Below are 22955 nucleotides of genomic sequence, written 5' to 3'. Positions count from 1 at the left end.
CAGCGTTCCGCGTCAGCTCAGGTCGGCGAGGAGACCGAGCGGCTCCTCGTAGCACTTGGTCCAGAACTCCACGGAGTCGCGACCGCCCTGGTCCGGGATGTTGTCCTGGGTCGCGAGGCAGTTCGGGATGTAGGACATCGTCGGGACGTCCTGGCCCGAGGCCTCCGCCTCGATCAGCGCGATGGACTTGGAGGCCATCGCCGGGATGTTGAGCGCGTTGGTCATCACAAACGGACCGCCCTTGCGGAGCAGATCGGCCGCGGAGTCGTCGAGGTCGAAGCCACCGATGATGATGTCGTCCTGGCCCGACTCCTCGACTGCGCGGGACACGTCGACGGCGAAGTCGTCCCACGGCATCCAGATTGCGTCGACGTCGTCGTGGGTCTGCAGGTAGTTGGTGACCTGCTTGTAGGAGTCGTCGGCCCAGCCCGGAACCTTGAGCTCGATGGTGTCGACGACCTTCACGTTCTCACGGGTGGCGGTGATCGCGTCGAGAGCAGCGGAGCGCTCGCGGATCGACTGGAGGCCACTCCAGGTCAGGCGGAGGATGTTGCCCTCGCCGCCCATCGCGTCGACCATGGCCAGCGCGAGCTGAGCGCCGCTCTGGTACTCGTTGGCCTCGACCTCGTTCGCCACACCCGCGACGCCTCCACCCGACGACACCGAGAACCAGGGGATGTCAGCGGCGTTGGCGGCCTTGATGCCGTCGGTCATCAGGTCGTTCGGCACGGTGTCGTTGACGATCACGTCGACGCCCTCGTCGACCCACTGCTTCGTCTGGTTGACGGCAGCGACGACGTCGCCCGAGGTGTCGACGCTCTTCACGGTCCACCCGCGGGCCTCGGCGAGCTCGGTGAAGACGTCGCGGTACAGCTTGATGCCCGGCGACGCGATGTTGTGGGAGATGAGTCCGATCGTCAGGTCCTCGACGGAACCGCTCGCGTCGCCTGACCCGGCGTTGGACGACGTCTGCTCCGAGGACTCGCCCGAGCTCTTGTCGGCCGAACTGCTGCAGGCGGTGAGAGATCCACCGGCGAGCAATGCCCCGACGACGATCAGGGCCGCCTTGCGGCCCAGTCCGATCTTGCGCATCTGGAATGCCTTTCGCTGAGAGAGTTCCCGAGCTTGTGTCCTCCGCCACAGGCGGTCGCCGCACACTCGCATAATTCCGACTTCGATGTCAATATCAGATTGTGACCTCGCTCCTACCCCTACCGGACGCCCAGCGCTCGGAGGCCAGCACCACGACGCCCCCACCACGAGCACGCCCCCAGAGCCGCGAACCCTGGCGCACGGTCGCGCGCCACGCCGGCTGGCGGATCGACCAGGGCGTCGTCGAACGCGTCCCGAACGGAACCATCCACGCGAAGCGGATCGGCACGTCCCAGACCGCGTGCGGTGAGACGGCGGTCTCGTGGCAGGTGTTTTGGTCGACCGCGTTCCCCGACGGCTCGACGGGCATCGCGAACTGTCCCGAGTGCGTCGCGATCGTCCGGATCGGTGAGCCCCCTCTCGATCCGCTGAGCGCTGGGCCAGTGGTGGGCGGTCGCATCAGCTCCGGGTGATGACGGACGATTTCCGGGACGACGTGGGGCGGGCGGGAGCATGATGCCACCGAGCGGTCCGGGACGCCTTTGTCACGCACTCTGTGGGGAGGTCAGTCCATGGCCGTGGGTCGCCGCGCGCTTGCCGTCATCATCGCCATCGCCGTCGCGTTGGTCGCCGGGTCCACCATCGCCCTGGCGAGCAGCGGCCGGGCCGCCGGTGAACCCGCTCCGGGGCGGCTGCATCCGGTGCTCGTCAGCGGGTCCGGGGTGGGCGCCGACACCTGGCACGGCCCGGGGGCGACGCTCGGGGAGTACGCCGCGAGCATCACCGCCGGCGCGATCGGCATCGCGGACCAGCCCCGGCTGGCCCTGAGCGGCCAGGCGGACAGCGTCCGGTTCGGCAAGTACGCGACCAGCGCGCCCGCCGCGATCAGCCTGGCGCTGGTCCGCGGCAACGCCGTCGTGCAACTGGTCGGCGGCGTCGACCTGCCGGCGGCGGCCGGCGTGTACCAGTTCGGCTTCATCGACGGCACCGGCGCGCCGACCACGCTGGCGTTCCAGGCCGGCGACCGGCTGGGCATCGTCAACGAGTCCGCAGCCCCGCTGCCGGTGATCGGGAAGGCGAGCACGGCGTACAGCGAGGAGGAGTGCTTCCTGGACGCCTCGGACGCGCTGACCGGTTGCACGATCGCGACCGTCGGCTGGCGGCTGCAGGTCGACCTCGGCGTCGGCGAGGCCACGCCCGGCAGCCCGTCCAGCTCGGCGTCCCCGACGGCGCCGACGAGCCCGAGCGGCTCGGCGTCCCCGACCGGGCCGGGCAGCCCGACCGGCTCAACGTCCCCGACCACTCCGACCGATCCCGGTACCCCGACCGACCCCGGGACCCCGACGGACCCGAGCGACCCCGGCGGCGTGGACCCCGGGACCCCCGACCCGCAGACACCGGTGACCAACTGCCCGACCGGGATCGCGGCCGACGGCTGGCGGATCCCACGGAGCACCCGGATGCCGCGGTCGCTGGTCGGGTTCGACCTGGCCAAGGACGGCGGCAACAAGCTGCGGGGCACCCTGGTCACCTCGATCACCGACAACCTGGTCGAGCGGCTACCGAGCGGTCGCGGGGCGTACTACAGCAGCGCTACCCGCGCCTCGGCGTACTCCCTGGCCGGCAGCGCGCAGACCGTCGCCTGGTCTGAGCACCACGACGTCACCTTGGACACCGGGCTGCTGATGCCGTGCGAGGCGGTCTACGCGACGCTGAAGCCGGGCGGGCCCGGCCAGCCGCTGCTGTGGGCCCGGTCCGGGGGCATGGACCACCTCGACGCCGCCGTCGACGGGGCGGGGCGGCTGGCCCTGGTCGTCACTAACGCGGCGCCGCTGCACAAGGACGTGCGCGCGCTGTACTGGCCGGCGGTCCGCACGGACGGCGCCTACGACGTCCGAACCGGCACCCGGCTGCCGATGCGCGGCGTCGAGACGGTGCGGGTCGCGACCGCCGGTGGGCGGGTCGTGATCGCGGTGGCCGGGTTCGGCCGGATGGCCGTGTACACCGGGCCGGTCACCGGTCAGCTCCGGGAGGTCTTCCGGGCCCGGCGGGTCGACCCCGCGCTCGACGTCGCGGTCGGGCGGGGCGGGAAGCCCGTGGTGGCCTACGCCAGCGACGGCCGGCTGCACCTGCTGATCGGCGGGCGCGACGTGGACACCCGCTACCCGGCGTACGGCGCGGCCATGGCGCTGTCGAAGTCCGGCACCGTCGCGCACCTGGCCTGGTCGATCAAGCCGACCTGGGCGCCGTGCGAGACCAAGAAGGGGCTGATCTACGACTGCATGGGCGCGAACGGGCTGCTGGTCGCCGACGCGGCGCTGACCAACGGGCGGCCGCGGCACGTGGGTCTCGCGGCGCGGCTGGGTGACGGCGTCGCCCCGCAGGTCGTGGTCGGCCCGGGCGACCGCGCGGCGGCGTACTACATCCCGCCCACCAGTCGGAGGTTGGTGGTCCGGCCGGTGCCGTGAGCTTCGCGTGCGGGCGGTCCGGCTCGTGGTGGCGGCGGTGAGCAGGCAACCGAACCGGACCCACACACGGTTGCTGGCACACCGCCGACCCCAGCCAACCCGCGCCGGGCACCGGCGGCGGTGACCAGGCAACCGGGGGCTGACCACGGTCGGTTGCCAGCACACCACCAGCCCGGTCGACCTGGCCCTGGGCGCCGGCGGCGGTGACCAGGCGACCGACCTGCACCCGGGAACGGTTGCCAGCACACCGCTCGCCCCGCCTCAGCCCGGGCGTAGCCACGTCAGCCGTCCTGGGCTACAGGGCCCGCAAAGTCCGACCCCGGAAGCGCCGACCGGCCCGCCACCTCGAGGTGGCGGGCCGGTCTGGGTGGTGCGGGTCGTGCGGGGCTTGGCCTCGAGTAGCCGTCAGATCGCGACGACGACCTCGGCGACCCGGCCGACCTCGGCGTGCACCCGCCGGTCGACGGGCTCGGCCTTCGGGGCCAGGGTGCGCAGCGTCCACTCGCCGTTGCCGGCGAAGAACCGGAAGTGCCCGCTCGCGGAGGTCGGGACCTCCGCGGTGAACTCGCCGGTCCGGTCCAGCAGCCGCACGTAGGCGTTCGGCACCGGCTCACCGTCGCGGAGCACCTGCCCCTGGACGATGGCCTCCTTCTTGACGTCCACGCCGTCGAGGGACAGTCCGCCCTCGGTCGCGCCGCACATCAGGCCTCCCCGGGCTCGTCGCCGATGGCGACCGGGACGCCGACGAGCGAGCCGTACTCAGTCCAGGAGCCGTCGTAGTTCTTGACGCTCTGGTGGCCGAGCAGCTCCTTGAGCACGAACCAGGTGTGCGAGGAGCGCTCACCGATCCGGCACAGCGCGATGGTCTCCTTGGAGTCGTCGAGGCCGGCGGCGGCGTAGAGCGCCTTGAGGTCCTCGTCGGACTTGAAGGTGCCGTCGTCGTTGGCCGCCTTGCTCCACGGCACGTTGATCGAGGTGGGCACATGGCCGGCGCGCTGCGCCTGCTCCTGGGGCAGGTGGGCCGGGGCGAGCAGCCGGCCGGCGTACTCGTCCGGGCTGCGCACGTCGACCAGGTTCTGCACGCCGATCGCGGCGATGGCCTCGTCACGGAAGGCGCGGATGGAGAGGTCCTGCTCCTGGGCGGTGTACGACGTCTTCGCGCGGTTCGGCAGCTCCTCGGTGAGCTCACGGGAGTCCAGCTCCCACTTCTTGCGGCCGCCGTCGAGCAGCTTGAGGTCCTGGTGGCCGTAGAGCTTGAAGTACCAGTAGGCGTAGGCGGCGAACCAGTTGTTGTTCCCGCCGTAGAGGACCACGGTGTCGTCGTTGGCGACGCCGCGCTCGGAGAGCAGCGCCTCGAACTGCTGCTTGTTGACGAAGTCGCGGCGCACCTGGTCCTGCAGGTCGGTCGTCCAGTCGAGCTTGATCGCGCCCCTGAGGTGGCCCTTGTCGTAGGCCGTGGTGTCCTCGTCGACCTCGATCAGCACCACCTTCGGGTCGTCGAGGTGCTCCTCCACCCACTGGGCGGTGACGAGGGAAGTCTCTCGGCTCATATCTCTTACCTTTCGTTGGCAGCGGCGCGCTGCGGGGTCTGGGTCAGTTGCTGGTGGGTGTTGCTGGTCGATCAGTGCGTGGCCAAGCGGCGGCCGAGCAGGTACAGCTCGCAGCCGAGGCAGAAGCGGAACAGGGCGTTCAGCAGGGCGGCGACCAGCGCGAAGCCGGTGGCGACCAGGCCGAGCAGGTCGACGCCGGCGAGGAAGCCGACCAGGCCGACGACCGCGAACCCGAGGCCGACGGTCTGGGCGAACCGCGGCGGCGCCGGGTCCTCGAGGTGCTCCGGCGCCGCGAGGCGGGGCCGGACCAGGGTGCGGAACAGCCAGGAGTACGGCGTGTGCTGCACGCCGAGGGTCGCCCCGACGGCGAACACCGCGGCCTGGAGGGTCAGCACCACGACCGCGGCCGGGCCGGGCGCGAGCAGCAGGACCGCGATCAGCGCGATCGAGGTCAGGGCCGCGGCGAACTGGGGGCCGCGCGGGTCGATGCCGGCGGGCCGGGCCTGGCCGGCCGCTGCCTGGTGGTGCTGGGGGTGCTGCTGGGGGTGCTGCTGCGTGGTGGACATGTCTCTCCTGCTGACGGGGTGCGGATGCCTGCTGGTGGCCCGAACGGGCGAGGCGGGTCGCGGCACGCCGACTGGCGGGACTCCCTGCCGGAGCCGGGACTGGATCAGTCGAGGGCTCAGGACAGCGGGAGGAGAGGAAGCGCGCGACTCGCGGTCAGCGCAGACGACACAGCGACGAGCGCGTGCGGCAGTGGTCCACCGCGCGGCGCTTGGTCAGCATGGTCGAGAACATGGGCTCCACAGTAGGGACCGACCGGCCCGGGCGGACAGCACGCGTCTCACGTGTCGAGACAGCAGTCCGCAATCTGGACATCAGGCGGTCCCCAGCGCGGCGATGACCTGCTCCTTGCGCGGTGCACCGACCGCGCGGGTGACCTCGTGGCCGGCGGCGTCGAGCACCAGCGTGGTCGGCGTCCGCATGATCCCGAGCGCGCGGACCAGCTCGAGGTGGTGCTCGGCGTCGACCTCGATGTGCTGCACGCCCGGCACCACGTCGGCGACCTCGGCGAGGGTGCGGCGGGTGACCCGGCACGGCGCGCAGAACGCCGAGGAGAACTGCAGCAGCGTGGCCTGCTCCCCCAGCGTCGCCTCGGGGAGGGCGGCGGTGACGTGCGTCCAGGCGTCGTCCACGCCTGGGGCTGCTCGCCCCGGGGCCGCCGCGGGGTCGTCCGTCGCCGGGGTCCCTCGCACCTCACCCGCGGGGACCGCGCGGACCCGGTGGGTGCCGCGGAACCGGCCGTCGGTGAGCGCGCGATAGCTGCCGAAGGCGACCGCGAGGGCCACCGCGGCGATCGCGATCCAGGCGCCGGGGCTCACGTCGTACCCAACCAGCGAAAGCACAGCGACATTCCACCGCACCTGAGAACGTTGCCCCGTGACCCCGCCCCTCTCGAGACAGCTCCGCTCGAGACGGGCGATCGCCGGCGCGCTCGCGGTGTACGCCGCCGCGCTCGGGTTCGTGCTGTTGGTGCCGTACGGCGCGGTGCCCTCCTCGGGCGCGTCGTGGACCGCGGAGCTGGCCGCCCGGCTCGGCGCGCCGGCGTGGGCGGTCGAGCCGTCGCGCTGGGAGTTCCTGGCGAACGCGCTGATCCTGATGCCGCTCTCCGCGCTCGGGTCGCTGGTGTGGCCGCGGACCACCTGGCGGGACTGGACGGCGTACGCGTTCGTGATCGCCTCCGGGGTCGAGCTGGCGCAGGGGCTGTTCCTGCCGGAGCGGTCCGCGACGTTCGTCGACGTGGTCGCCAACACCCTCGGCGGGCTGGGCGGCGCGGTGCTGGTGCCGGTCGCGCGGCAGCTACGGCGTACGCCGGGCGCGTAGCCGCTCGACCTCGCCCTCGAGCCGGCGCACCCGGTCCTCGAGGCGGAGCACCTCGGCGATGCCGGCCAGGTTGAGGCCCCCGGCCAGCAGCTCGCGGATCCGGTGCAGCCGGTCGATGTCGTCGGCGCTGTAGAGGCGGGTGCCGCCGGCGGTGCGGTCCGGGTCGACCAGGCCGCGGCGCTCGTAGACCCGCAGGTTCTGGATCTGCATCGCCACCATGTCGGCCGCCACCGAGATCGCGAACACGCCGCGGGTGCGCTCGGCCATGGTGCTCCTTCCTGGGCTGGTGGCTGGCGCCGGCAAGTTTCATCGGTGCCACCGCGGCCTGCTCCGGTCTTGATTCTGCCTCACGTTTGGAATATAAGAAACCTATAACCGTTGATACAGATACGGGGACTCACGCAGGACCCCGTCCAGAGACCGAATCAGGAGGACTAGTGATGTTGCTGCGAACCACCGACCCGTTCCGGGACTTCGACCGCCTGACCCAGCAGATCTTCGGCACCACGAACCGTCCCGCGGTGATGCCGATGGACGCCTGGCGCGAGGGCGACCGCTTCGTGATCGAGTTCGACCTCCCCGGCGTGAACAAGGAGAGCATCGACCTCGACGTGGAGCGCAACGTGCTGACCGTGCGCGCCGAGCGGGTCGCGCGCAACGGCGACTGGGAGGCGCTGGCCTCCGAGCGGCCGCGGGGCATGTTCAGCCGCCAGCTGGTCCTGGGCGACAACCTCGACCTGGACCGCATCGAGGCCGGCTACAGCGACGGCGTGCTGCGCCTGGTCGTGCCGGTCGCCGAGAAGGCCAAGCCGCGCAAGATCCAGGTCACGGCCGGCGCGAGCGACAGCGAGCGGACCGCGATCGAGGCCTGAGCCGGCGGGAGCTCGAGGCTCGGGGACGTCATGCGGACAGAGCAAGCGGTAGCACCGTCCGCATGACCTCCCGGACCACCGCCGCCCGCACTCAGCCGCCGGCGAACGGCGGGAGGAACTCCACCGAGGACCCGGGGGGCACGAGGACGCCCCCCGGGTCCTCGCGGTTCACGGGGCGGTCGCCGACCAGGGTCGAGCAGATCGCGAGGACGTCCGGGAGACGGGTGCCGGGGTGCAGCGCGAGCGCCCGCTCCACCACCTCGGCGAGGGTGATCGGGCCGTCGACCGTCAGCGCGTCCGAGGCGACGCCAGCCGCCGAGCGGGCGGAGGCCCAGTAGTGGACTTCGATCGGGGCGGCGGTCATGTTCGCTATTCTTCCTGACGAGAGAAGTCGGCCGAAGCCCAGCGCTGCGTTTCGGTCCCCACCCGTCCGGGAGGAGACCACCATGAGCACGCTCCTGCTGCTCACCAGCGCGCTCCAGCCCTCCGCCGAGGTGCTGCCGGGCCTGGCCCTGCTGGGCCACCAGGTCAAGATCCTGCCCGCCGAGGGCAGCGCCCTCCTCGAGGCGCCCGACTCGGACCTGCTGCTCGTCGACGGCCGCCAGGACCTCGCCCACGCCCGCGACCTGTGCCGGCTGATCCGCACCACCGGCACCGACGTACCGGTCCTGCTGATCTGCACCGAGGGCGGGCTCTCCGTCGTGCAGCACGACTGGGGCATGGACGACGTGGTGCTGCACACCTGCGGGCCGGCCGAGCTCGAGGCGCGGATCAAGCTCGCCATCGGCCGCCTCGCCGCGCGCCGCGACGCCGAGGACCCCGAGGTGCACGTGATCCGCTCCGGCGAGGTGCTGGTCGACGACGCGACGTACACCGCGAAGGTCGGCGGCCGGCCGCTGGACCTGACGTTCAAGGAGTTCGAGCTCCTCAAGTTCCTCGCCCAGCACCCGGGCCGGGTGTTCACCCGCCAGCAGCTGCTGCAGGAGGTCTGGGGCTACGACTACTTCGGCGGGACCCGCACCGTCGACGTGCACGTCCGCCGGCTCCGTGCGAAGCTCGGCCCCGAGAACGAGACCCTGATCGGCACCGTGCGCAACGTCGGGTACCGGTTCGTGCTGCCGACCAAGGACCAGCTGGCGGTGGCCGCCGACGCGCGCGGGCCCGCCGGGGTCGAGGCCGCTCCTCGCGGCTCAGGGGGCCAGGGCGTCCAGCGCTGAGGACAGCAGCGCGTGGTGGTGGGCGTACGCCGCCAGCATCGTGTACAGCGCCCGGGTGGCGGCGACCGCCTCCCACGGCTCGCCGGACGTGCCCAGCTCGCCCGTGAGCGCGGTGAGCGCCCGGATCTGGGCCCGCATCGCCTCGGCCAGCAGCCGGGTCTCCGGGTGCTGGCCGGCCTCGACCAGGCAGGCCTCGTCCTCGTCGAGCCGGGGCAGCAGGGCGGTCCGGCAGACCTCCGCGACCCGCTCGCGCGCGACCGTGGCGTCGCCGCCGGCCTCGAACGCGGCGAGCAGCTCCCGCCCCGCGCCCATCAGCTCCAGCCGGAGCGCGTCGTGGTCGTCGTCGGCCGTGCAGGTCAGGGCGGTGTCCACGGCCGTCCTCACGCCGGACCGTCGTCGCGTCCCGGGAGCCGCGGCGCGGCCTCGGCCCGGCGGGATCGCCGGGCGGCCCGCGACCCGGTCGACGCCACGCCGTTCCCGGCGCCCGCGTCCTGGATCGTGCGCAGTGCCTCGACCACGGCCTGGTGCTGGGCCCGGACCCGCTCGAGCTCGGCGCGGGTGTCCAGGTAGTCCTGGAGGTAGGCGTCGCGCTCCGCGACGACGTCGCGGAGCGTCTCGAGCGCGGCCCGGGGGTCTTCGGCGCCCCGACCGGCGTGGGCTCCGCTCTCGACCGGGATCGGGGGCTCCTCGGCGAGGACGACGTTCTGCACGTCGGGGTCGAGCCGGTCGAGCTCCTCCTCGAACGGGTCGACCGGGTGCGGCTCGAGCTCGATCCTGGGGAGCAGCCGGTCCAGCCAGCGCGGCATGTACCAGGCCAGCCGCCCGGCGACCGCCATCACCGCCGGGACCAGGACCAGGCGCACGAGCGTGGCGTCGATCGCGATCGCGACCGCCAGCCCGAAGCCGAACAGGTTCACGACCCGGTCGTCGTTGAGCAGGAAGCTGGCGAAGACGACCACCATCACCGAGGCCGCGGCGGTGATCACCCGGGCGGTGGCCGCGATCCCGTCGGCGACCGCGGCGCCGGCCTGGCCGGTGCGGAGGTACTCCTCGCGGACCCGGCTGAGCAGGAACACCTCGTAGTCCATCGACAGCCCGAACAGCACCGCGAACAGCATCATCGGCGCGAACGACTCGATCGGCCCGGGCTGGGCGCCGAACACGTCGGAGAGCCAGCCCCACTGGAAGATCGCGACGACCGCGCCGTACGCCGCGCCGACCGAGAGCAGGTTCATCAGCGCGGCCTTGATCGGCACGAAGATCGAGCGGAACTCGACGAGCAGCAGCAGGAAGCTCAACCCGACGACGAACGCCATGAACCACGGCATCCGCTCGGTGAGCTTGTCGGCGAGGTCGATGCTGGTGGCGGTGGCGCCGCCGACGTGCACCTCGGGCTCAGCCGGGGCCTTGGGCTGAGCCTGGGTGTCGTCGGCGGCGCCGTCCCCGCCCACCTGGTCACGGAGCCGGTGGACGAGGTCTTCGGTGGCCGGCGCGTCCGGCGAGCCGGTCGGCACCACGGTCAGGACCGCGGTGTCGCCCGCCTCGTTGACCGCCGGCGGGGACACCTGCTCGACGCCCTCGACGTCGGCGAGGTCGCGCGCCAGCGCCTGCGCCGACCTCTGGGTGTCCGCCGCCGTGCCGTCGGGGTAGCTCGCGGTGACCACCAACGGACCGGTCCAGCCGGGCCCGAAGTCGGTGGCGATCAGGTCGTACGCCGCCCGCTCGGTACTGCCCGCGGGGGCAGACCCGTCGTCGGCGGTGCCGAGGCGCAGGTCGAGCAGCGGCATCGCGAGCGTGACCAGCACGGCGACCGACGCGAGCAGGTACGGCCACGGCCGGCGCTGCACGTGCCGGGTCCAGCGGTGCCAGCCGCTGACGCGTCCGCCGCCGTGGTCGAGCCGCGGCCGGCGTACCCGGAACCGGTCGAGGTGGTCCCCGAACAGCCCGAGCAGCGCGGGCAGCAACGTCACCGCGGCCAGCATCGTCGTCGCGACCGTGATCGCGCTGGCCAGGCCCAGGGTGGCGACGAACGGGATCCCGATGGCGTAGAGCGAGAGGATCGCGATGATCACGGTGGTGCCGGCCACGAGCACCGACCGGCCGGCGGTGGACAGCGCGATCGGGATGGACTCGCGCGCGGAGACGCCGGTGGCCAGCCCCTCCCGATGTCGGGTGACCACGAGGAGCGCGTAGTCGATGCCGACGCCGAGCCCGATCATTGCCGCAACCACGGGGCCGGCGGTGCCGATCGTGACCTGGTCGGAGAGCAGGAAGATGATCCCCATCCCGAGCCCGAGAGCCATCACGGCGGTGAGGAGCGGGACCAGCATCGCGAACACCGAGCCGAACGCCAGCAGCAGCACCAGCACGGCGGCGGCGAGCCCGATCATCTCGCTGCCGGACGGGTGGTTCTCCGCATCGAGCGCGGCACCGCCGTACTCGACCTGCACACCCAGGTCCGCGACCGGCGCGAAGGCGTCCTGGGCCGCGGTCAGCTCCTCCTCGGCGATGTCCTTCGCCCGCTCGTCGAAGCGGACGGTCGCGACGGCGGTGGTGCCGTCCTCGGAGACCATCTGCAGCCCCGGCCCGTACGGCGAGGCCGCCGACGCGACGCCCGGCTGGTCGGCGACGTCGGCGACGGCCGCCTCCACCGCGGCGCGGACCGGCCCCTGGTCGACGCCGTCCTGGTCATGGATGACGACCTGCATGCCGTCGCCGGACATCTCGGGGAACTTCGCCCGCAGCTCGTCGTAGGCCTGCTGGGAGTCGCTGTTCTCGAGCGAGAGGTCGTTGCTGAACGAGCCGCCGAACGTCTGCCCGGCGAACAGCACGCCGCCCACGACGATCAGCCAGGTCACCAGGACCAGGAAGCGGTGGCGCACGGAGAAGGTGGCCAGGGTTCGCAGCATCAGGGCTCCCGTCGGTGCGGCGGTCGGGCCGGACCGACCGGACCCTCGCGGACTAACTGAGACGTTCGTGTCTCGGTTACGGGGACTCTAGCAGGGGCGCGCAACGGCACCCGGGCGGACCGAGCGGCCCGGGCGGACCGAGCGGCCCGGGCGGCCCGGTAGTCGCGGGCGGCCCGGGAGTCGCGGGCGTCTCGGCCCACTCGGGCCACTCGGGCTGCGCGGGCCTCGAGCAGCCGCGTGAGCGCCACCGCCAGGACCAGGAGGGCGATGGCGACGAGGCCGTCGAGCCACCAGTGGTTCGCCGTGAGGATCACGACCAGGTAGGTGACCGTCGCATGCAGCGCCGCGAGGGCCGCCAGCGGCCGCGGGCCGGTGCGCACCACGACGTAGGCGATCGCGACCGCCCAGCCGACGTGCAGGCTCGGCATCGCGGCGAACTGGTTCGCGACGTCGCCGCTCACCCCGTCGTACGCCGAGGGCCCGAAGACCGCCATCGTGTCGACGAAGCCCCACTCCGGGAACATCCGGGGCGGGGCCAGCGGGAACACCATGTGGATCACCAGGGCCGCGCCGGTCTGGATGGCGATCACGGTGCGGGCCCGGACGTACTCGGGCCGGGGCCGCCGCACGAACCCCCAGGCGAGGAACACCACCATCAGCGGGAAGTGCACGAACGTGTAGTAGGTGTTGGCCAGCCGCAGCAGGAGCTCGACGTCCAGCAGCTGCTGGAGGCTCGCCTCCGAGGGGAGCCCGATCGCCCGCTGCGCGTCGGTGACCAGCTCGGCGTTGTGCCGCGCGGTCGCCTCCTGACCGTCGATCGCGGCGCGCCCGAACCGGTACAGGTTGAACAGGGCGGCGACGAGCACCAGCTCGGCGAGGGCGGCGCGGAGTCGGAGGTGGCGGGCGGGCCGGTCGAGCATCGGGCCTCCGGGGCTGGGTCACTGGTCCTGACCTGGGATACACGTGGGTGGCACGAGTGTAGACAGATGTCTGCACACCTGACCAGATTAGGTGGCGAGGCTCGACATGCGTTGCAGTCACGTGTAGAGACAGATGTGTTAGCGTCGCTGCTATGAGCGGTACGACGGGACCGGCCCGCGGCGGCGCGCCGCGATGACGGTCCGGCCCGCCGGCCTCGCCGGCGCCCGCGGCCACGCCCGGGAGAAGACCCGCGACGCGGTGCTCGAGGCCGCCCTGCGGCTCTTCTCCGAGCACGGCTACCTCGGGGTGCGGGTCGAGGACATCGCCCGCGAGGCCGGGGTGTCCCGGGCGACCTTCTACAAGCACTTCGCCGAGCGCGAGGAGATCCTCGCGATGCTGCTCACCCGGCTGCTCGGCGCCGACGACACGGCCGGCGCGGGGGCGAGCGACGAGGCGGCGGGCGACCTGGGCGCCCGGATCCAGGCCCAGGGCCGCGCGATCGTCGACCGGATGCTGGAGCAGGAGCAGCTGGCCCGGTTCGTCTACAGCCTCCCGGTCCGCCACGAGGCGCTGCTCGGCAGCCAGCAGGTCCCCCGGTCGCCCGCCTTCGGTCGGGTCGACCGGCTCCTCGACGACGCGGAGGCGGCGGGCGAGCTCCGCGACGGAGTCGCCCCGGCCGTGGTCCGCACCCAGGTGCACGCCGCGATCGAGACCGCGCTGCGCGAGTGGGCCACCGGCCAGGTCCCGGACCCGCATGAGCGACTGACCCAGCACCTGGACGTGGTGCTGCGCGGCGCGGCCGCGCCGGCCAGGAAGGCGTCCCGCCGGCGCTAGCCGGTTCGGGCTCGCCGGCCTGGGGTCGCCGGCTTGGAGTCGCCGGTTCGGGCTCGCCGGGTGCGGCTCGGTGGGTGGGGCTCGCCGGGCTGGGCTCGCTGGGCTGGGCTCGCCGGGTGCGGCCGACCGAGTGGCGCTGGCCGGGACCGGCCGGGTCTCGCTAACCGGAGCGGGGCGTCCCGAGGACGCCGTACAGCGCGAGGTCGAGCTGCCGGTCGACCTCGGCCAGCGCGTCCGGAGCCTGCCCGGTCGCCCAGGCCCGCATGGCCGTCTCGATCGCCGCGTGCACGTGCGCGCGCGCCGCGTCGACGAGTACGCCGGCGCGCAGCTCGCCGGCCGCGCCCGCCTCGGCCAGCAGCCTGTCGAGCTGCCGGCAGGCCCGCGGCCGCCGGATCGGCTCGACGCTGAGCAGGGCCTCGTGCCGCACCGGGAGGGCGTAGACGAACCGGGCCAGCTCCTCGCGCTCGAGCGTCCGGTCGGCGACCGTCCGGGCCAGGGCCCGCACCCGGGCGGGGAGGTCGGTCGTCGTACCGGGCCGGTCCTCGGCACGGTCGGCCTCGCCATCGACCTGGATCTGGACCTGGCAGTTCGGGCCCTCCGTCTCGTCGTCGAGCAGGCGGGTCAGCAGCGCGGCCAGGATCTCCTCGCGCTCCGAGAAGTGCTTGTAGAACGTCGCCCGCGAGATGCCGGCCTCACGCGCGATGTCCTCGACCCGCACCGCGAGGTGGCCGCGCTCGGAGAAGAGCCGTAGTGCGGTCTCCACCACGGCGTCCCGGGTCCGCCTGGCCCGGTCCCGACCGCGCGGCCGCGCCCCGCCTCCCGCTCGCCCCGAGAGGCCGGGCCGGCGGATCTCCGGTCGGTCGGGCAGCGGGCTCGGGTACGACACACCGCGAGTTTACACGCGTGTGTATACATGCGTCTATTTACGAGTGCGCCCGGCGGACCACGGCCGCCGCCATCAGGCGCAGCCGTCGGGAACGGCACGGCGAGCGAACGCGCGGATCGCGTCGGCGAGCACGGTGGCGTCAGCCGCCCCGGCGTGCCCGGCGCCGGCGACCACCAGCACCGTAGGGTCCCGCGCAACACGGGCCAGCCGGCGGACATCACCGACGGGGATCACCTCGTCCTCGGCACCGTGCGCCAGCAGGACCGGGACCTCGAGGGCCGCCAGCGTCGCGAGCGGCGCGAAGTCGGCGAACCGGGCCCCGATGATGTGCTCGACGACCCGCAGCGCGACCGGGACGAACGGGCGCGGCACCCGGCCGCCGGCCAGCAGCCGCGCCATCACCTCCCGCGGGTCCGCCATCGACGAGAGGCTGATCACCGCGGCGATGCGGGGGTCGTCGCGAGCCGCCAGCAGGCACGCCCCGGCGCCCACGGAGTGGCCCGCGAGCAGCACCCGGCCGGGGTCCACCCCCGGCTGCTCGCGCAGCCACCGCACGCCTGTCGCCACGTCGGCGGCGAAGCTCGGCATCGAGGTGAAGTCCGCGTCGTCGCTGCGGCCGTGGCACCGAGCGTCCAGGAGCAGGGTGTGGACGCCGACGTCGATCAGCGGCTGGGCGACCGGCACCATGTCCGCCGCCGCGCCGCCCCAGCCGTGCAGCACCACGGCGCCGGGGGCACCGGGGGCACCCGGGGCACCGGCGGCACCGGCGGCGCCTTCGGGGCGACAGAACCAGCCGCGCAGGGTCCCGCCATCGAGGCCGGACAGGCTCACGTCCGTGGCGACCAGCCCGACCGGCGCCTCGAGCCCCCGGCGTACCGTCGGCCGGCCGTAGCGGGCCTTGATCCGCCCCAGCACCATGCCGCGACAGTACTGGACAGCGATGTCTCGGATCCGCCCGGCGCCCTCCGGCCGGGCCGTCTCCGGACCTCGCTCAGTGCGGGTCGTGGTTGGCGTACGGGTCTCCGTCGCACATGTCGTACGCGCCGCCGATGGCGGGGTCCACCCACCCGACGCCGGACACGTAGACCAGCCTCCGGTGGCAGTGCCGGCAGCGGGCCCGGCTCCCGGCGGCGTACTCCACCGCCGGGACGCGGCCGCGGCCCAGGCCTGCGCCCCGGGCGCGGCTCGCGCCGGTCATGACGAGTGGTCCGCCGGCGCCGAGACGGCACCGACCCGGCTCCCGTCGTGGGCCCACTCCTCGTCATCGTCGTCATCGCCGGCACCGCCGTCATCGCCGGCGTCGCGGAGGCCCGGCCACCAGGCCGCCCGGCCGAGCAGCGCGGTGAGGCTCGGCACCAGCACCGTCGCCATGACCAGGGCGGCGATCAGGATGCCGACCGAGACTGCGAAACCGATCTGCATCAGCGAGGCGATGCCGGTCAGGAGCAGCGAGGTGAAGGTACCGGCCAGGATCAGGCCGGCCGCGGCGATGGCGGGGCCGGCGTGCTCCACCCCGCGTGCGGTCGCCACCCGGGGCGGGCTGCCCGCTCGCCGTTCCTCCCGCAGCCGCGCGGCCATCAGGATGCTGTAGTCGGTGCCGACCGCCACGACGAACAGGTAGACGATCACCGGCAGGGTCGACTTGAGGCCGGTCTCCCCGAACAGTCCCTGGAAGGCCCCGACGGTCACGCCCAGGGTGGCCGAGAAGCCGAGCATCACCGCGGTGAGCAGGTACAGCGGCGCCACCAGGCTGCGCAGCAGCCAGGCGAGCAACAGCCCGATCGCGAGGGCGGCCGCGGGGAAGACCACCAGGTAGTCCCGGTTGGTGGCGTCGCGGATGTCGACGCTCGAGGCGGTCTGGCCGCCTACCAGGACCCGGTCGCCGGCCCCGGACTCGTGGGCGGCCTCGCGGATCGGGCCGTCGACGGTGTCCAGCGCCTCGTTGGAGTACGGGTTGTCGGCCAGGATCACGTCGATCCGGGCGGTGCGACCGTCCGGGCTGTAGACCGGCTCCTTGACCGCGGAGACGCCCTCGGGCTTGGCGCCGTCCCGGGCGAGCGCGGCGAGGCGGTCCCGGTCGAGTGGGTCGTCGCCGGTCACGTAGACCTGGGTCGGCGTGATCGAGCCCGCCGGGAACGACTCCCGCATCTGCTCGTAGGCCTGGCGCGACTCGGCGTCGGACGGGAGCTGGTTGATGCTGTCGTAGTCGGCGGTGTAGAACAGCGCGCCGCCGGCGAGGGCGAGCAGGGCGCCGCCGGAGGCGAGGGCCATCATCGCAGGCCGCCGCGAGATCAGGCCGCCGATGCGGCGATACGTCGACTTCGTCGGCGTGGTCTGCCAGGAGTTCGAGGGCCAGAACACCCGGGGACCGAGCACGGCGACGACCGCGGGCACGAGCGTGACGCCGGCGAGCCACATCACGGCCACCCCGATCACCAGCCCGGGGGCCATGGTCTGCAGCGAGCCGAGCTCGGAGAGGCCGAGCGCGGAGAACGCCATGATCACCACGAACGCGGCGAAGGTGATCACCTCGCCGACCTTCCCGACGGCGTGCACCACCGCGTCGGGGTCGCGCTCCCCCGCTCGCAGGCGCTCGCGGTAGCGGAACAGCGTGAACAGGATGTAGTCGGTCCCGATGCCGAACAGCACGACGGTCAGCAGCGGCGGCAGGTCGAGGCTGACGTCGAAGCCCAGCCCTTGCGCGGTGATGGCGATCAGCGAGCTCGCGATGCCGAAGACCAGTGCGATCGAGGCGAGGGGCAGCAGGGCGGCGACCGGGCTGCGGAACATGATCAGCAGCAGGAGCAGGATCAATCCGATGGTGGCGATGCCGACCGTCTTCTCGGCGGTGCTGTGCGCGTCGGCGTCGTCGGCCTTGATCGCGGCATCGCCGGTCATCCCGACCTCGAGCTCACTGCCGTCGAGGGCCTGGGCGGCCTGGTCACGCACGGCCTCCGCGGCGTCCATCACGCGCTCCTCACCGGAGGAGCCCTCGAAGCCGACCTGGCCGAGCTGGAGCTTGCCGTCCGGCGAGACCGACTCCGGAGCGCCGGTCTGGGCGCCTCGGACCCCGTCGATGCCGGCGGTGTTCAGGTCCTGGACGACCGCGTTGACCTCGCGCTGGTCGGTGGCGGTGAGCCGGGTTCCGTCCTCGCGGCTGAAGACGAGCAGCGCGGTGGCGCCCGACCGGTCGGGGAAGGCGGTGCGCGCCAGGTCGTCGGCCTGCGCGGACTCGTAGGAGTCGGGCAGGAAGCTCGCCTCGTCGGAGTTGGTGACGTCCCCGAGCCGGGGCGCGAAGGGCACGATCGCGATCGCCGCGATCAGCCAGGCGACGATCGTGACCCAGCGGCGCCGCACGATGAATCGGGCGAGTCTGTCGAACATGAGGACCTCCAAATTTGATTGACGCGAGTGTAGACACGTGTATCAACATCTGACAAGACACCTGCCCAGGCCGGGGGCGGCCGCGGGCCCGGGTCGTGGGCCCCGGTCGCGGGTCCGGGTCGCGGGCCCGGTCGCGGGTCCGGGTCGCGGGCCCGGGCATCTGCTCCGCGCGCGGTCGCCGGCGCATCCAGGAGCGTGCGGCCCACGCCGTACGCCGTCAGCCCGCCTCACCTCGGCCCGAGGGAGCGCCCGGGTGGCCGGGCAAAGTGCGGTGGCTGGGATCGACCTGGTTCAACCCAGCCACCGCACTTCGGCCAGGTCGCGGCGAACCGGGTCGAGCCGCCGCCGTAGGGTCGGGGCGTGATCGACGAGGTCGAGGGCATCGCCGCGGCGGCGCAGGCCGCGGACGGCGCCGAACCGCTGGACGAGGCGACCTGGCTGGCGCTGCGCCACCACCCGGAGCGGGTCCGGTCGTGGGTGCGCGCGGACGGGTTCGCGCTGGTGATCGGCGGCGACCTGAGCCTGGTGGTGCGCCCGGACGCGCGCGGTCGCGGGCTGGGCGGGGTCCTGCTCGAGGAGGCGCTCCGGGAGACGCTCGAGGGGACGCTCCGGGAGATGCCCGGCGGGCTGGTGGCGTGGTCGCACGGTGACCACCCGGCTGCGGCCGCCCTGGCCCGGGCGCACGGGTTCGAGCGGGTGCGGGAGCTGTGGGTGATGCGGCGCGCGCTGGGCTCAGCGGCGCCGGGTCTGCCGGAGCTGCCGGAGCTGCGGGTGCCGGAGGGGCTGACCGTGCGCGGCTACCGGGCCGAGGACGCCGAGGAGGTGCTGCGCGTCAACGCCGCGGCGTTCGCCCACCACCCCGAGCAGGGCTCGATGGACGCCGCGAACCTGGCCGAGCGGATGGCCGAGCCGTGGTTCGACCCGGCGGGGCTGCTGCTGGCGACCGAGCCGTCGGCCGGCGGGGGCGAGCGGGTGCTGGGGTTCCACTGGACCAAGCAGCACCCGGCGGCCGACGGGGCCGGGCCAGTGGCCGGGCCAGTGGCCGGGCCAGTGGCCGGGACCGGGGCCGGGCCCGGGCCGGGGCTCGGCGAGGTGTACGTCGTGGGCATCGACCCGGCCGCCCAGGGGCGCGGGCTCGGGAAGGTGCTGACGCTGGCCGGGCTTCAGCACCTGGCCGGACGCGGCGTACGGGAGGTGCTGCTCTACGTCGAGTCCGACAACCGGCCCGCGATCGCGGTATACGCCGGGCTCGGGTTCACGCACGCGGCCGGCGACACGCACGTGCAGTACCGCCGCGGCGCGTCGTAGCGGTCAGGCGAGCTGCTCGGCGGGGAGCTCGACCGCCGGGGCGTCCCGGCGCGGGCGCCGGGTGGCGAGCAGCCGGTCCAGCTCGTGCTGGAGGCGCCAGACCTCCTCCTGGTGGCGCCAGCGGCCGATCGCGTCGGCCGGCTCGGAGCCGACCGCGGCGAGCGCCAGGCGCAGCTCGGCGATCCGCGAATCCACGCGGCGCCGCCGCACCCACAGCCTGGTCACGATCGGGGTATACCCCTCCGGTGACGGATCCACACCCGCGGACACGACCTCACGCTAACCCCGCGCGAGCCCCCGCTGGCGGCGCCACGCGGTGCCACGGTGGTGCCACGTGGTGCCACGGGGTGTCGCCGGGCCGGCCGCGGAAGTCGGCTCAGCCACCCGGGCCGCCGCCGCGGGTCCGGTTCTGTTGTCGTTTGGTCACCAACGGCAACCCCTAGGCCGGTCGGGGCCGCCGTTGGTGACCAAACCGCAAGGTCTCAGCGCAGCGGGCGGACGTGCAGGCCGACCTCGGGGTCGACGACGACCTCCTGGGCGGCGGGCATGCCGTCGACGGTGAGGGTGGCGTCGAGGGGGACGTTGCGCTTGACCATGGCCAGCGCGATCGGGCCGAGCTCGTAGTGGCGCGCGGAGGTGCCGACGAAGCCGACGACCTTGTGGTCCGCCGGGTCCCCCAGCAGCAGCTCGGCGCCGACCGGGGGCAGCCGGTTCTCCGAGCCGTCCAGGTGCAGCAGCGTGAGCCGCCGCGGCGGCCGGCCCAGGGTGTGCACCCGGGCGACGGTCTCCTGGCCGCGGTAGCAGCCCTTGTCCAGGTGCACGGCCGGGCCGATCCAGCCGGCCTCGTTGGGGATCGTGCGCTGGTCGGTGTCCAGGCCGAGTCGCGGCTCGCCCCTGGCGATCCGCAGCGCCTCGAACGCCCACAGGCCGCAGGCCGGCCCCGCGGCCTCGGCGTACGTCGTCAGCTGCTCGCGCGGGACCAGCTCGTAGCCGGCGTAGGGGCCCTCGGCGGTGGCGGAGGGGCGCCAGGTGACCGCGAGCTCGGCGGTCACGTCGGCGACCTCGACGCGCATCATGAACCGCATCCGGTCGAGGAACTCCACCAGCGCGGCGGCCGTCCCGGGCTCGGTGTGGGCGGTGAAGGAGTCACCGTCGTCGTAGCCGAAGAACGCGTGCTCGACGTGCCCCTGCGGGCTGAGCACCAGGGCCCCGGTCCACACCTTCGGGGCCAGCGCCTCGAGGTGCTGGGTGGTCAGCGAGTGCAGCCAGGTCAGCCGGTCCGGGCCGGAGACGCGGACCACGTCGCGGTGCGAGAGGTCGACGAACCCCTGCCCGGCCTCCAGGGTGCGCTGCTCGTTGTTGAACGAGCCGTAGTGTGCGGCCACGTCGCGGTCGACGCCGTCCCCGGCCACCGCCCCGGGCAGGTCCAGCAACGGGCTCCTCATGATCTCTCCTCTGCTCGTGGTTCCGAGACCTCAGCCATCGACTCGTCGCAGTCGGTGCAGCGGCCGAAGACCGCCAGGTGGCCCACATCGATGACGAAGCCCTGCTCGCGCTCGAGCCGCTCGGCGAGCGGGCCGACCACCTCCGGGTCAACGGAGACGACCTTGTGGCAATTCCGGCAGACCAGGTGGAAGTGCTCGTGGTCGGTCACCGAGTGGTACGTCGGCGCACGGTCGGACAGGTGCGCGTGCCGCACCAGGCCGAGCTCCTCGAGCACCTCCAGGGTGCGGTAGATCGTGGAGACGTTGACCGCGCTGGACCGGGCGTGCACCTCGGCGAGCACCTCGTCGGGGGTCGCATGGCCGAGCTTCTCGACGGCCTGCAGCACCAGCTGGCGCTGCGGCGTGAGCCGGTAGCCCTGCTCCCGCAGCCGTGCCGCGAGCTCCTCGGTCACTGGTGCCGCCTCACAGTCCTGGTGTCACTGGGTGCGTTCCCGGGTCGGTGTCGGGGTTGGTGTCGGGGTTGGTGTCGGGGTCGGCGTCACTGGCGGACCAGCCGCGCCCACAGGTGCGGCTGGAGCGGCTGGCCCATGGCCGCCATGTCGTAGGCGTACAGCAGGTCGCCCTCCACGTTGCCGTAGAGACGCTTGCCGCCGGTGTACTCCTTCGCGGACTCGGTGCGCACGACCGCGTCGGTCGTCAGCTCGAGCTTGCCGTCGGCGGCCTCGCCGTACCAGACCTCGGCGAAGCCGGTGTTGTGGGTGAGCAGCAGCTCGACGCGGCCCTCGGGCCGGCAGCGCAGGAAGCCCGCCTCCTGCGCGGCCTCGCGGACCTTCTCGCCGGCCTCGTCGACGAGCCAGGCGCGGGCGAAGTAGTGGAAGAACGGGCGCCCGTCGTGGGTGAAGACCAGCTCCTGGCCGTACTGGAAGCCGTCGATGGTCGGGTAGTCGCCGTGGCCGCGACCACCCCAGCGACCCAGCAGCCAGGCCACCGGCCCGCAGTCGGGATGGAGGTTGTCGGGGAGCTCGAACGGCATACCGCCACTCTAGGGGCGGGCCGGGAGCGCACGACGCCCTCCCGGCGGACGGGCCGGCGGACAGGCCGGGTGGACGGGCCGGGTGGACGGGTCGGCGGCGGGCCGTCGGTAGGGTCGCGGCATGTCCAGGCATCTCGTCGTCAAGGTCACCTGCGGAGCCGACGACCCGGAGCGCGCGAACCAGGCGCTGACGGTCGCGGCGATGGCACTGAGTGCGGGGGCCGAGGTGAGCCTGTGGCTGACCGGCGAGGCGGCCTGGCTGGGGGCCGGGCGGGGCGGGTTCGTGCTGCCGGAGGCGACCCCGGCGGCCGACCTGGTCGCGGCGGTCCTGGCGGGCGGCCGGGTCACCGTGTGCACCCAGTGCGCGGCGCGCCGCGAGATCGGCGCGGGCGACCTGCTGGAGGGAGTGCGGATCGCCGGGGCGGCGGCGTACGTCGAGGAGGTGCTCGCGCCCGACGCGCAGGCGCTGGTCTACTGACATTCGCCAACACACCGGCCCCGGCAACCCCTAGGCTCGCGGATGATGGACTCGAACGATCCCAGCCCCACGCGGTGGTGGCAGCGCAAGCAGGACCAGCCGTCCGACGAGGCACCCGAGCGCCCCTCGGGCGTGCCCGAGCAGCGGACCCCCGTCGACCTCCAGGCGGCGATCGACCGCACCGCCGAGCTGCGCCGCCGGGCCGAGCAGGCCGCCGCCGAGCAGGCCGCCGAGCGGCTGGTCGCCGAGGAGTCGGCGCGCGAGTCCGCGCTGGCCCGGATCGAGGCCGACCAGCGGGCGGCCGAGCACGCCGCCGCCGCACAGGAGGCGTACGACGCGCGCCGGGCCGCCGAGGAGGAGGGCACCGCCCACGCGGCCGAGCGCACCCGCCTCGAGGAGGCCGCGACCGCCGCGGTCGCCGCCCGCGCCCAGGCCGAGGAGGCCTCCCGCAAGCTGGTCGAGACGGCCAAGGTCGCCACCGCGCTCCGGCTGGCCGCCGAGCAGGCCGCCGCCCAGCAGGCCCTGGACCGCACCGCCGCCGAGGACGTCGCCCGCGACGCCGAGACCCGGGCCGAGGCCTCGGCCACCGCCCGTGCGGAGGCCGAGGAGACCGCCCGCGCCCAGGTCGAGGCGGCTGCGCGCGCCGCCGCGGCGCGGGAGGCCGCCGAGGCGGC

Annotated in this window: 25 protein-coding genes and 1 pseudogene; 8 read left to right on the top strand and 18 right to left on the bottom strand. The window is 73.6% G+C overall.

Annotated features, from left to right (window positions below):
* Positions 1 to 12 precede the first annotated feature (12 nt).
* Positions 13 to 1092, bottom strand: a complete 1080-nt coding sequence (locus QMC84_RS21470; protein ID WP_300378533.1) for a sugar ABC transporter substrate-binding protein — start codon at positions 1090 to 1092, stop codon at positions 13 to 15.
* Between the two features lie 572 nt (positions 1093 to 1664).
* Between QMC84_RS21470 and QMC84_RS21465 the strand changes: the two genes are divergently transcribed.
* Entirely contained in the window at positions 1665 to 3560 is a 1896-nt protein-coding gene (locus QMC84_RS21465; RefSeq protein ID WP_300378531.1) for a hypothetical protein, read from the top strand.
* A 405-nt stretch (positions 3561 to 3965) separates the two neighbouring features.
* Here the strand turns inward: QMC84_RS21465 and QMC84_RS21460 are convergent, their stop codons facing one another.
* From QMC84_RS21460 to QMC84_RS21445, 4 genes are all read right to left on the bottom strand, one after another.
* A complete protein-coding gene (locus tag QMC84_RS21460) occupies positions 3966 to 4262 on the bottom strand; it encodes a DUF1416 domain-containing protein (protein ID WP_300378529.1) in 297 nt (98 codons plus the stop codon).
* The gene (locus QMC84_RS21455; protein ID WP_300378527.1) at positions 4262 to 5110 is read right to left on the bottom strand and encodes a sulfurtransferase; all 849 of its coding nucleotides are present in this window, start codon (positions 5108 to 5110) and stop codon (positions 4262 to 4264) included. The genes QMC84_RS21460 and QMC84_RS21455 overlap by 1 nt, the downstream gene beginning before the upstream one ends.
* 71 nt (positions 5111 to 5181) lie before the next feature.
* Positions 5182 to 5676, bottom strand: coding sequence for a DUF4395 domain-containing protein (locus QMC84_RS21450; protein WP_300378525.1), 495 nt, complete (start codon positions 5674 to 5676; stop codon positions 5182 to 5184).
* A 312-nt stretch (positions 5677 to 5988) separates the two neighbouring features.
* On the bottom strand, positions 5989 to 6516 hold the full coding sequence (locus tag QMC84_RS21445; protein ID WP_300378523.1) for a thioredoxin family protein: 528 nt from the start codon (positions 6514 to 6516) through the stop codon (positions 5989 to 5991).
* Positions 6517 to 6550: 34 nt separating this feature from the next.
* Between QMC84_RS21445 and QMC84_RS21440 the strand changes: the two genes are divergently transcribed.
* Entirely contained in the window at positions 6551 to 6994 is a 444-nt protein-coding gene (locus QMC84_RS21440; protein WP_300378521.1) for a VanZ family protein, read from the top strand.
* On the opposite strand, the gene QMC84_RS21435 is transcribed toward QMC84_RS21440, so the two are convergent.
* On the bottom strand, positions 6971 to 7261 hold the full coding sequence (locus QMC84_RS21435) for a MerR family transcriptional regulator (RefSeq protein WP_300378519.1): 291 nt from the start codon (positions 7259 to 7261) through the stop codon (positions 6971 to 6973). The genes QMC84_RS21440 and QMC84_RS21435 overlap by 24 nt on opposite strands.
* Positions 7262 to 7434: 173 nt before the next feature.
* On the opposite strand from QMC84_RS21435, the gene QMC84_RS21430 reads away from it, so the two are divergent.
* The gene (locus QMC84_RS21430; protein ID WP_300378517.1) at positions 7435 to 7866 is read left to right on the top strand and encodes an Hsp20 family protein; all 432 of its coding nucleotides are present in this window, start codon (positions 7435 to 7437) and stop codon (positions 7864 to 7866) included.
* A gap of 91 nt (positions 7867 to 7957) precedes the next feature.
* Here the strand turns inward: QMC84_RS21430 and QMC84_RS21425 are convergent, their stop codons facing one another.
* A complete protein-coding gene (locus QMC84_RS21425) occupies positions 7958 to 8230 on the bottom strand; it encodes a MoaD/ThiS family protein (RefSeq protein ID WP_300378515.1) in 273 nt (90 codons plus the stop codon).
* 82 nt (positions 8231 to 8312) lie between these two features.
* Here QMC84_RS21425 and QMC84_RS21420 point away from each other — a divergent pair, with 82 nt between their 5' ends.
* Positions 8313 to 9083: a response regulator transcription factor gene (locus QMC84_RS21420; protein ID WP_300378513.1), complete on the top strand. Its 771-nt coding sequence runs from the start codon at positions 8313 to 8315 to the stop codon at positions 9081 to 9083.
* Here QMC84_RS21420 and QMC84_RS21415 read toward each other — a convergent pair.
* The 3 genes from QMC84_RS21415 to QMC84_RS21405 are packed head-to-tail and all read right to left on the bottom strand — an operon-like array spanning position 9057 to position 12912.
* Positions 9057 to 9467: a hypothetical protein gene (locus QMC84_RS21415; protein WP_300378511.1), complete on the bottom strand. Its 411-nt coding sequence runs from the start codon at positions 9465 to 9467 to the stop codon at positions 9057 to 9059. The two genes, QMC84_RS21420 and QMC84_RS21415, sit on opposite strands and share 27 nt — an antisense overlap.
* Positions 9464 to 11992, bottom strand: a complete 2529-nt coding sequence (locus QMC84_RS21410) for an MMPL family transporter (protein WP_300378509.1) — start codon at positions 11990 to 11992, stop codon at positions 9464 to 9466. The genes QMC84_RS21415 and QMC84_RS21410 overlap by 4 nt, the downstream gene beginning before the upstream one ends.
* Positions 11992 to 12912, bottom strand: a complete 921-nt coding sequence (locus tag QMC84_RS21405) for a phosphatase PAP2 family protein (protein WP_300378507.1) — start codon at positions 12910 to 12912, stop codon at positions 11992 to 11994. The genes QMC84_RS21410 and QMC84_RS21405 overlap by 1 nt, the downstream gene beginning before the upstream one ends.
* A gap of 193 nt (positions 12913 to 13105) precedes the next feature.
* Here QMC84_RS21405 and QMC84_RS21400 point away from each other — a divergent pair, with 193 nt between their 5' ends.
* Positions 13106 to 13747, top strand: a complete 642-nt coding sequence (locus tag QMC84_RS21400; protein ID WP_300378505.1) for a TetR/AcrR family transcriptional regulator — start codon at positions 13106 to 13108, stop codon at positions 13745 to 13747.
* Positions 13748 to 13907: 160 nt separating this feature from the next.
* Here the strand turns inward: QMC84_RS21400 and QMC84_RS21395 are convergent, their stop codons facing one another.
* The 4 genes from QMC84_RS21395 to QMC84_RS21380 all read right to left on the bottom strand — a co-directional run bounded on the left by QMC84_RS21395 (position 13908) and on the right by QMC84_RS21380 (position 18017).
* Positions 13908 to 14633: a TetR/AcrR family transcriptional regulator gene (locus tag QMC84_RS21395; protein WP_300378503.1), complete on the bottom strand. Its 726-nt coding sequence runs from the start codon at positions 14631 to 14633 to the stop codon at positions 13908 to 13910.
* Between the two features lie 72 nt (positions 14634 to 14705).
* A complete protein-coding gene (locus tag QMC84_RS21390) occupies positions 14706 to 15551 on the bottom strand; it encodes an alpha/beta fold hydrolase (protein ID WP_300378501.1) in 846 nt (281 codons plus the stop codon).
* A gap of 73 nt (positions 15552 to 15624) precedes the next feature.
* Positions 15625 to 15831, bottom strand: coding sequence for a hypothetical protein (locus QMC84_RS21385; RefSeq protein WP_300378499.1), 207 nt, complete (start codon positions 15829 to 15831; stop codon positions 15625 to 15627).
* Positions 15828 to 18017 (bottom strand): MMPL family transporter, encoded by a 2190-nt coding sequence (locus tag QMC84_RS21380; protein WP_300378497.1) that lies wholly within the window; start codon positions 18015 to 18017, stop codon positions 15828 to 15830. Before QMC84_RS21380 ends, QMC84_RS21385 begins: the two co-directional genes overlap by 4 nt.
* A gap of 360 nt (positions 18018 to 18377) precedes the next feature.
* Here QMC84_RS21380 and mshD point away from each other — a divergent pair, with 360 nt between their 5' ends.
* Complete coding sequence (gene mshD / locus QMC84_RS21375) at positions 18378 to 19325, top strand: mycothiol synthase (protein WP_300378495.1); 948 nt, start codon at positions 18378 to 18380, stop codon at positions 19323 to 19325.
* Between the two features lie 3 nt (positions 19326 to 19328).
* Here the strand turns inward: mshD and QMC84_RS21370 are convergent, their stop codons facing one another.
* The 4 genes from QMC84_RS21370 to QMC84_RS21355 all read right to left on the bottom strand — a co-directional run bounded on the left by QMC84_RS21370 (position 19329) and on the right by QMC84_RS21355 (position 21803).
* Positions 19329 to 19550, bottom strand: coding sequence for a hypothetical protein (locus QMC84_RS21370; protein WP_300378493.1), 222 nt, complete (start codon positions 19548 to 19550; stop codon positions 19329 to 19331).
* Positions 19551 to 19807: 257 nt separating this feature from the next.
* Positions 19808 to 20770: a folate-binding protein gene (locus tag QMC84_RS21365; protein ID WP_300378491.1), complete on the bottom strand. Its 963-nt coding sequence runs from the start codon at positions 20768 to 20770 to the stop codon at positions 19808 to 19810.
* The gene (locus tag QMC84_RS21360; protein ID WP_300378489.1) at positions 20767 to 21222 is read right to left on the bottom strand and encodes a Fur family transcriptional regulator; all 456 of its coding nucleotides are present in this window, start codon (positions 21220 to 21222) and stop codon (positions 20767 to 20769) included. Before QMC84_RS21360 ends, QMC84_RS21365 begins: the two co-directional genes overlap by 4 nt.
* A gap of 86 nt (positions 21223 to 21308) precedes the next feature.
* On the bottom strand, positions 21309 to 21803 hold the full coding sequence (locus QMC84_RS21355) for an FABP family protein (RefSeq protein WP_300378487.1): 495 nt from the start codon (positions 21801 to 21803) through the stop codon (positions 21309 to 21311).
* Positions 21804 to 21924: 121 nt separating this feature from the next.
* On the opposite strand from QMC84_RS21355, the gene QMC84_RS21350 reads away from it, so the two are divergent.
* Together QMC84_RS21350 and QMC84_RS21345 are read left to right on the top strand one after the other, a co-directional pair.
* A complete protein-coding gene (locus tag QMC84_RS21350; RefSeq protein ID WP_300378485.1) occupies positions 21925 to 22281 on the top strand; it encodes a DsrE family protein in 357 nt (118 codons plus the stop codon).
* 42 nt (positions 22282 to 22323) lie between these two features.
* Positions 22324 to 22955: pseudogene (locus tag QMC84_RS21345) on the top strand (hypothetical protein); the annotation flags it as partial.

It is taken from the genome of Nocardioides sp. (assembly GCF_030019515.1).
Lineage (GTDB): Bacteria > Actinomycetota > Actinomycetes > Propionibacteriales > Nocardioidaceae > Nocardioides.
This window is presented reverse-complemented; position numbering and strand designations above follow the sequence as displayed.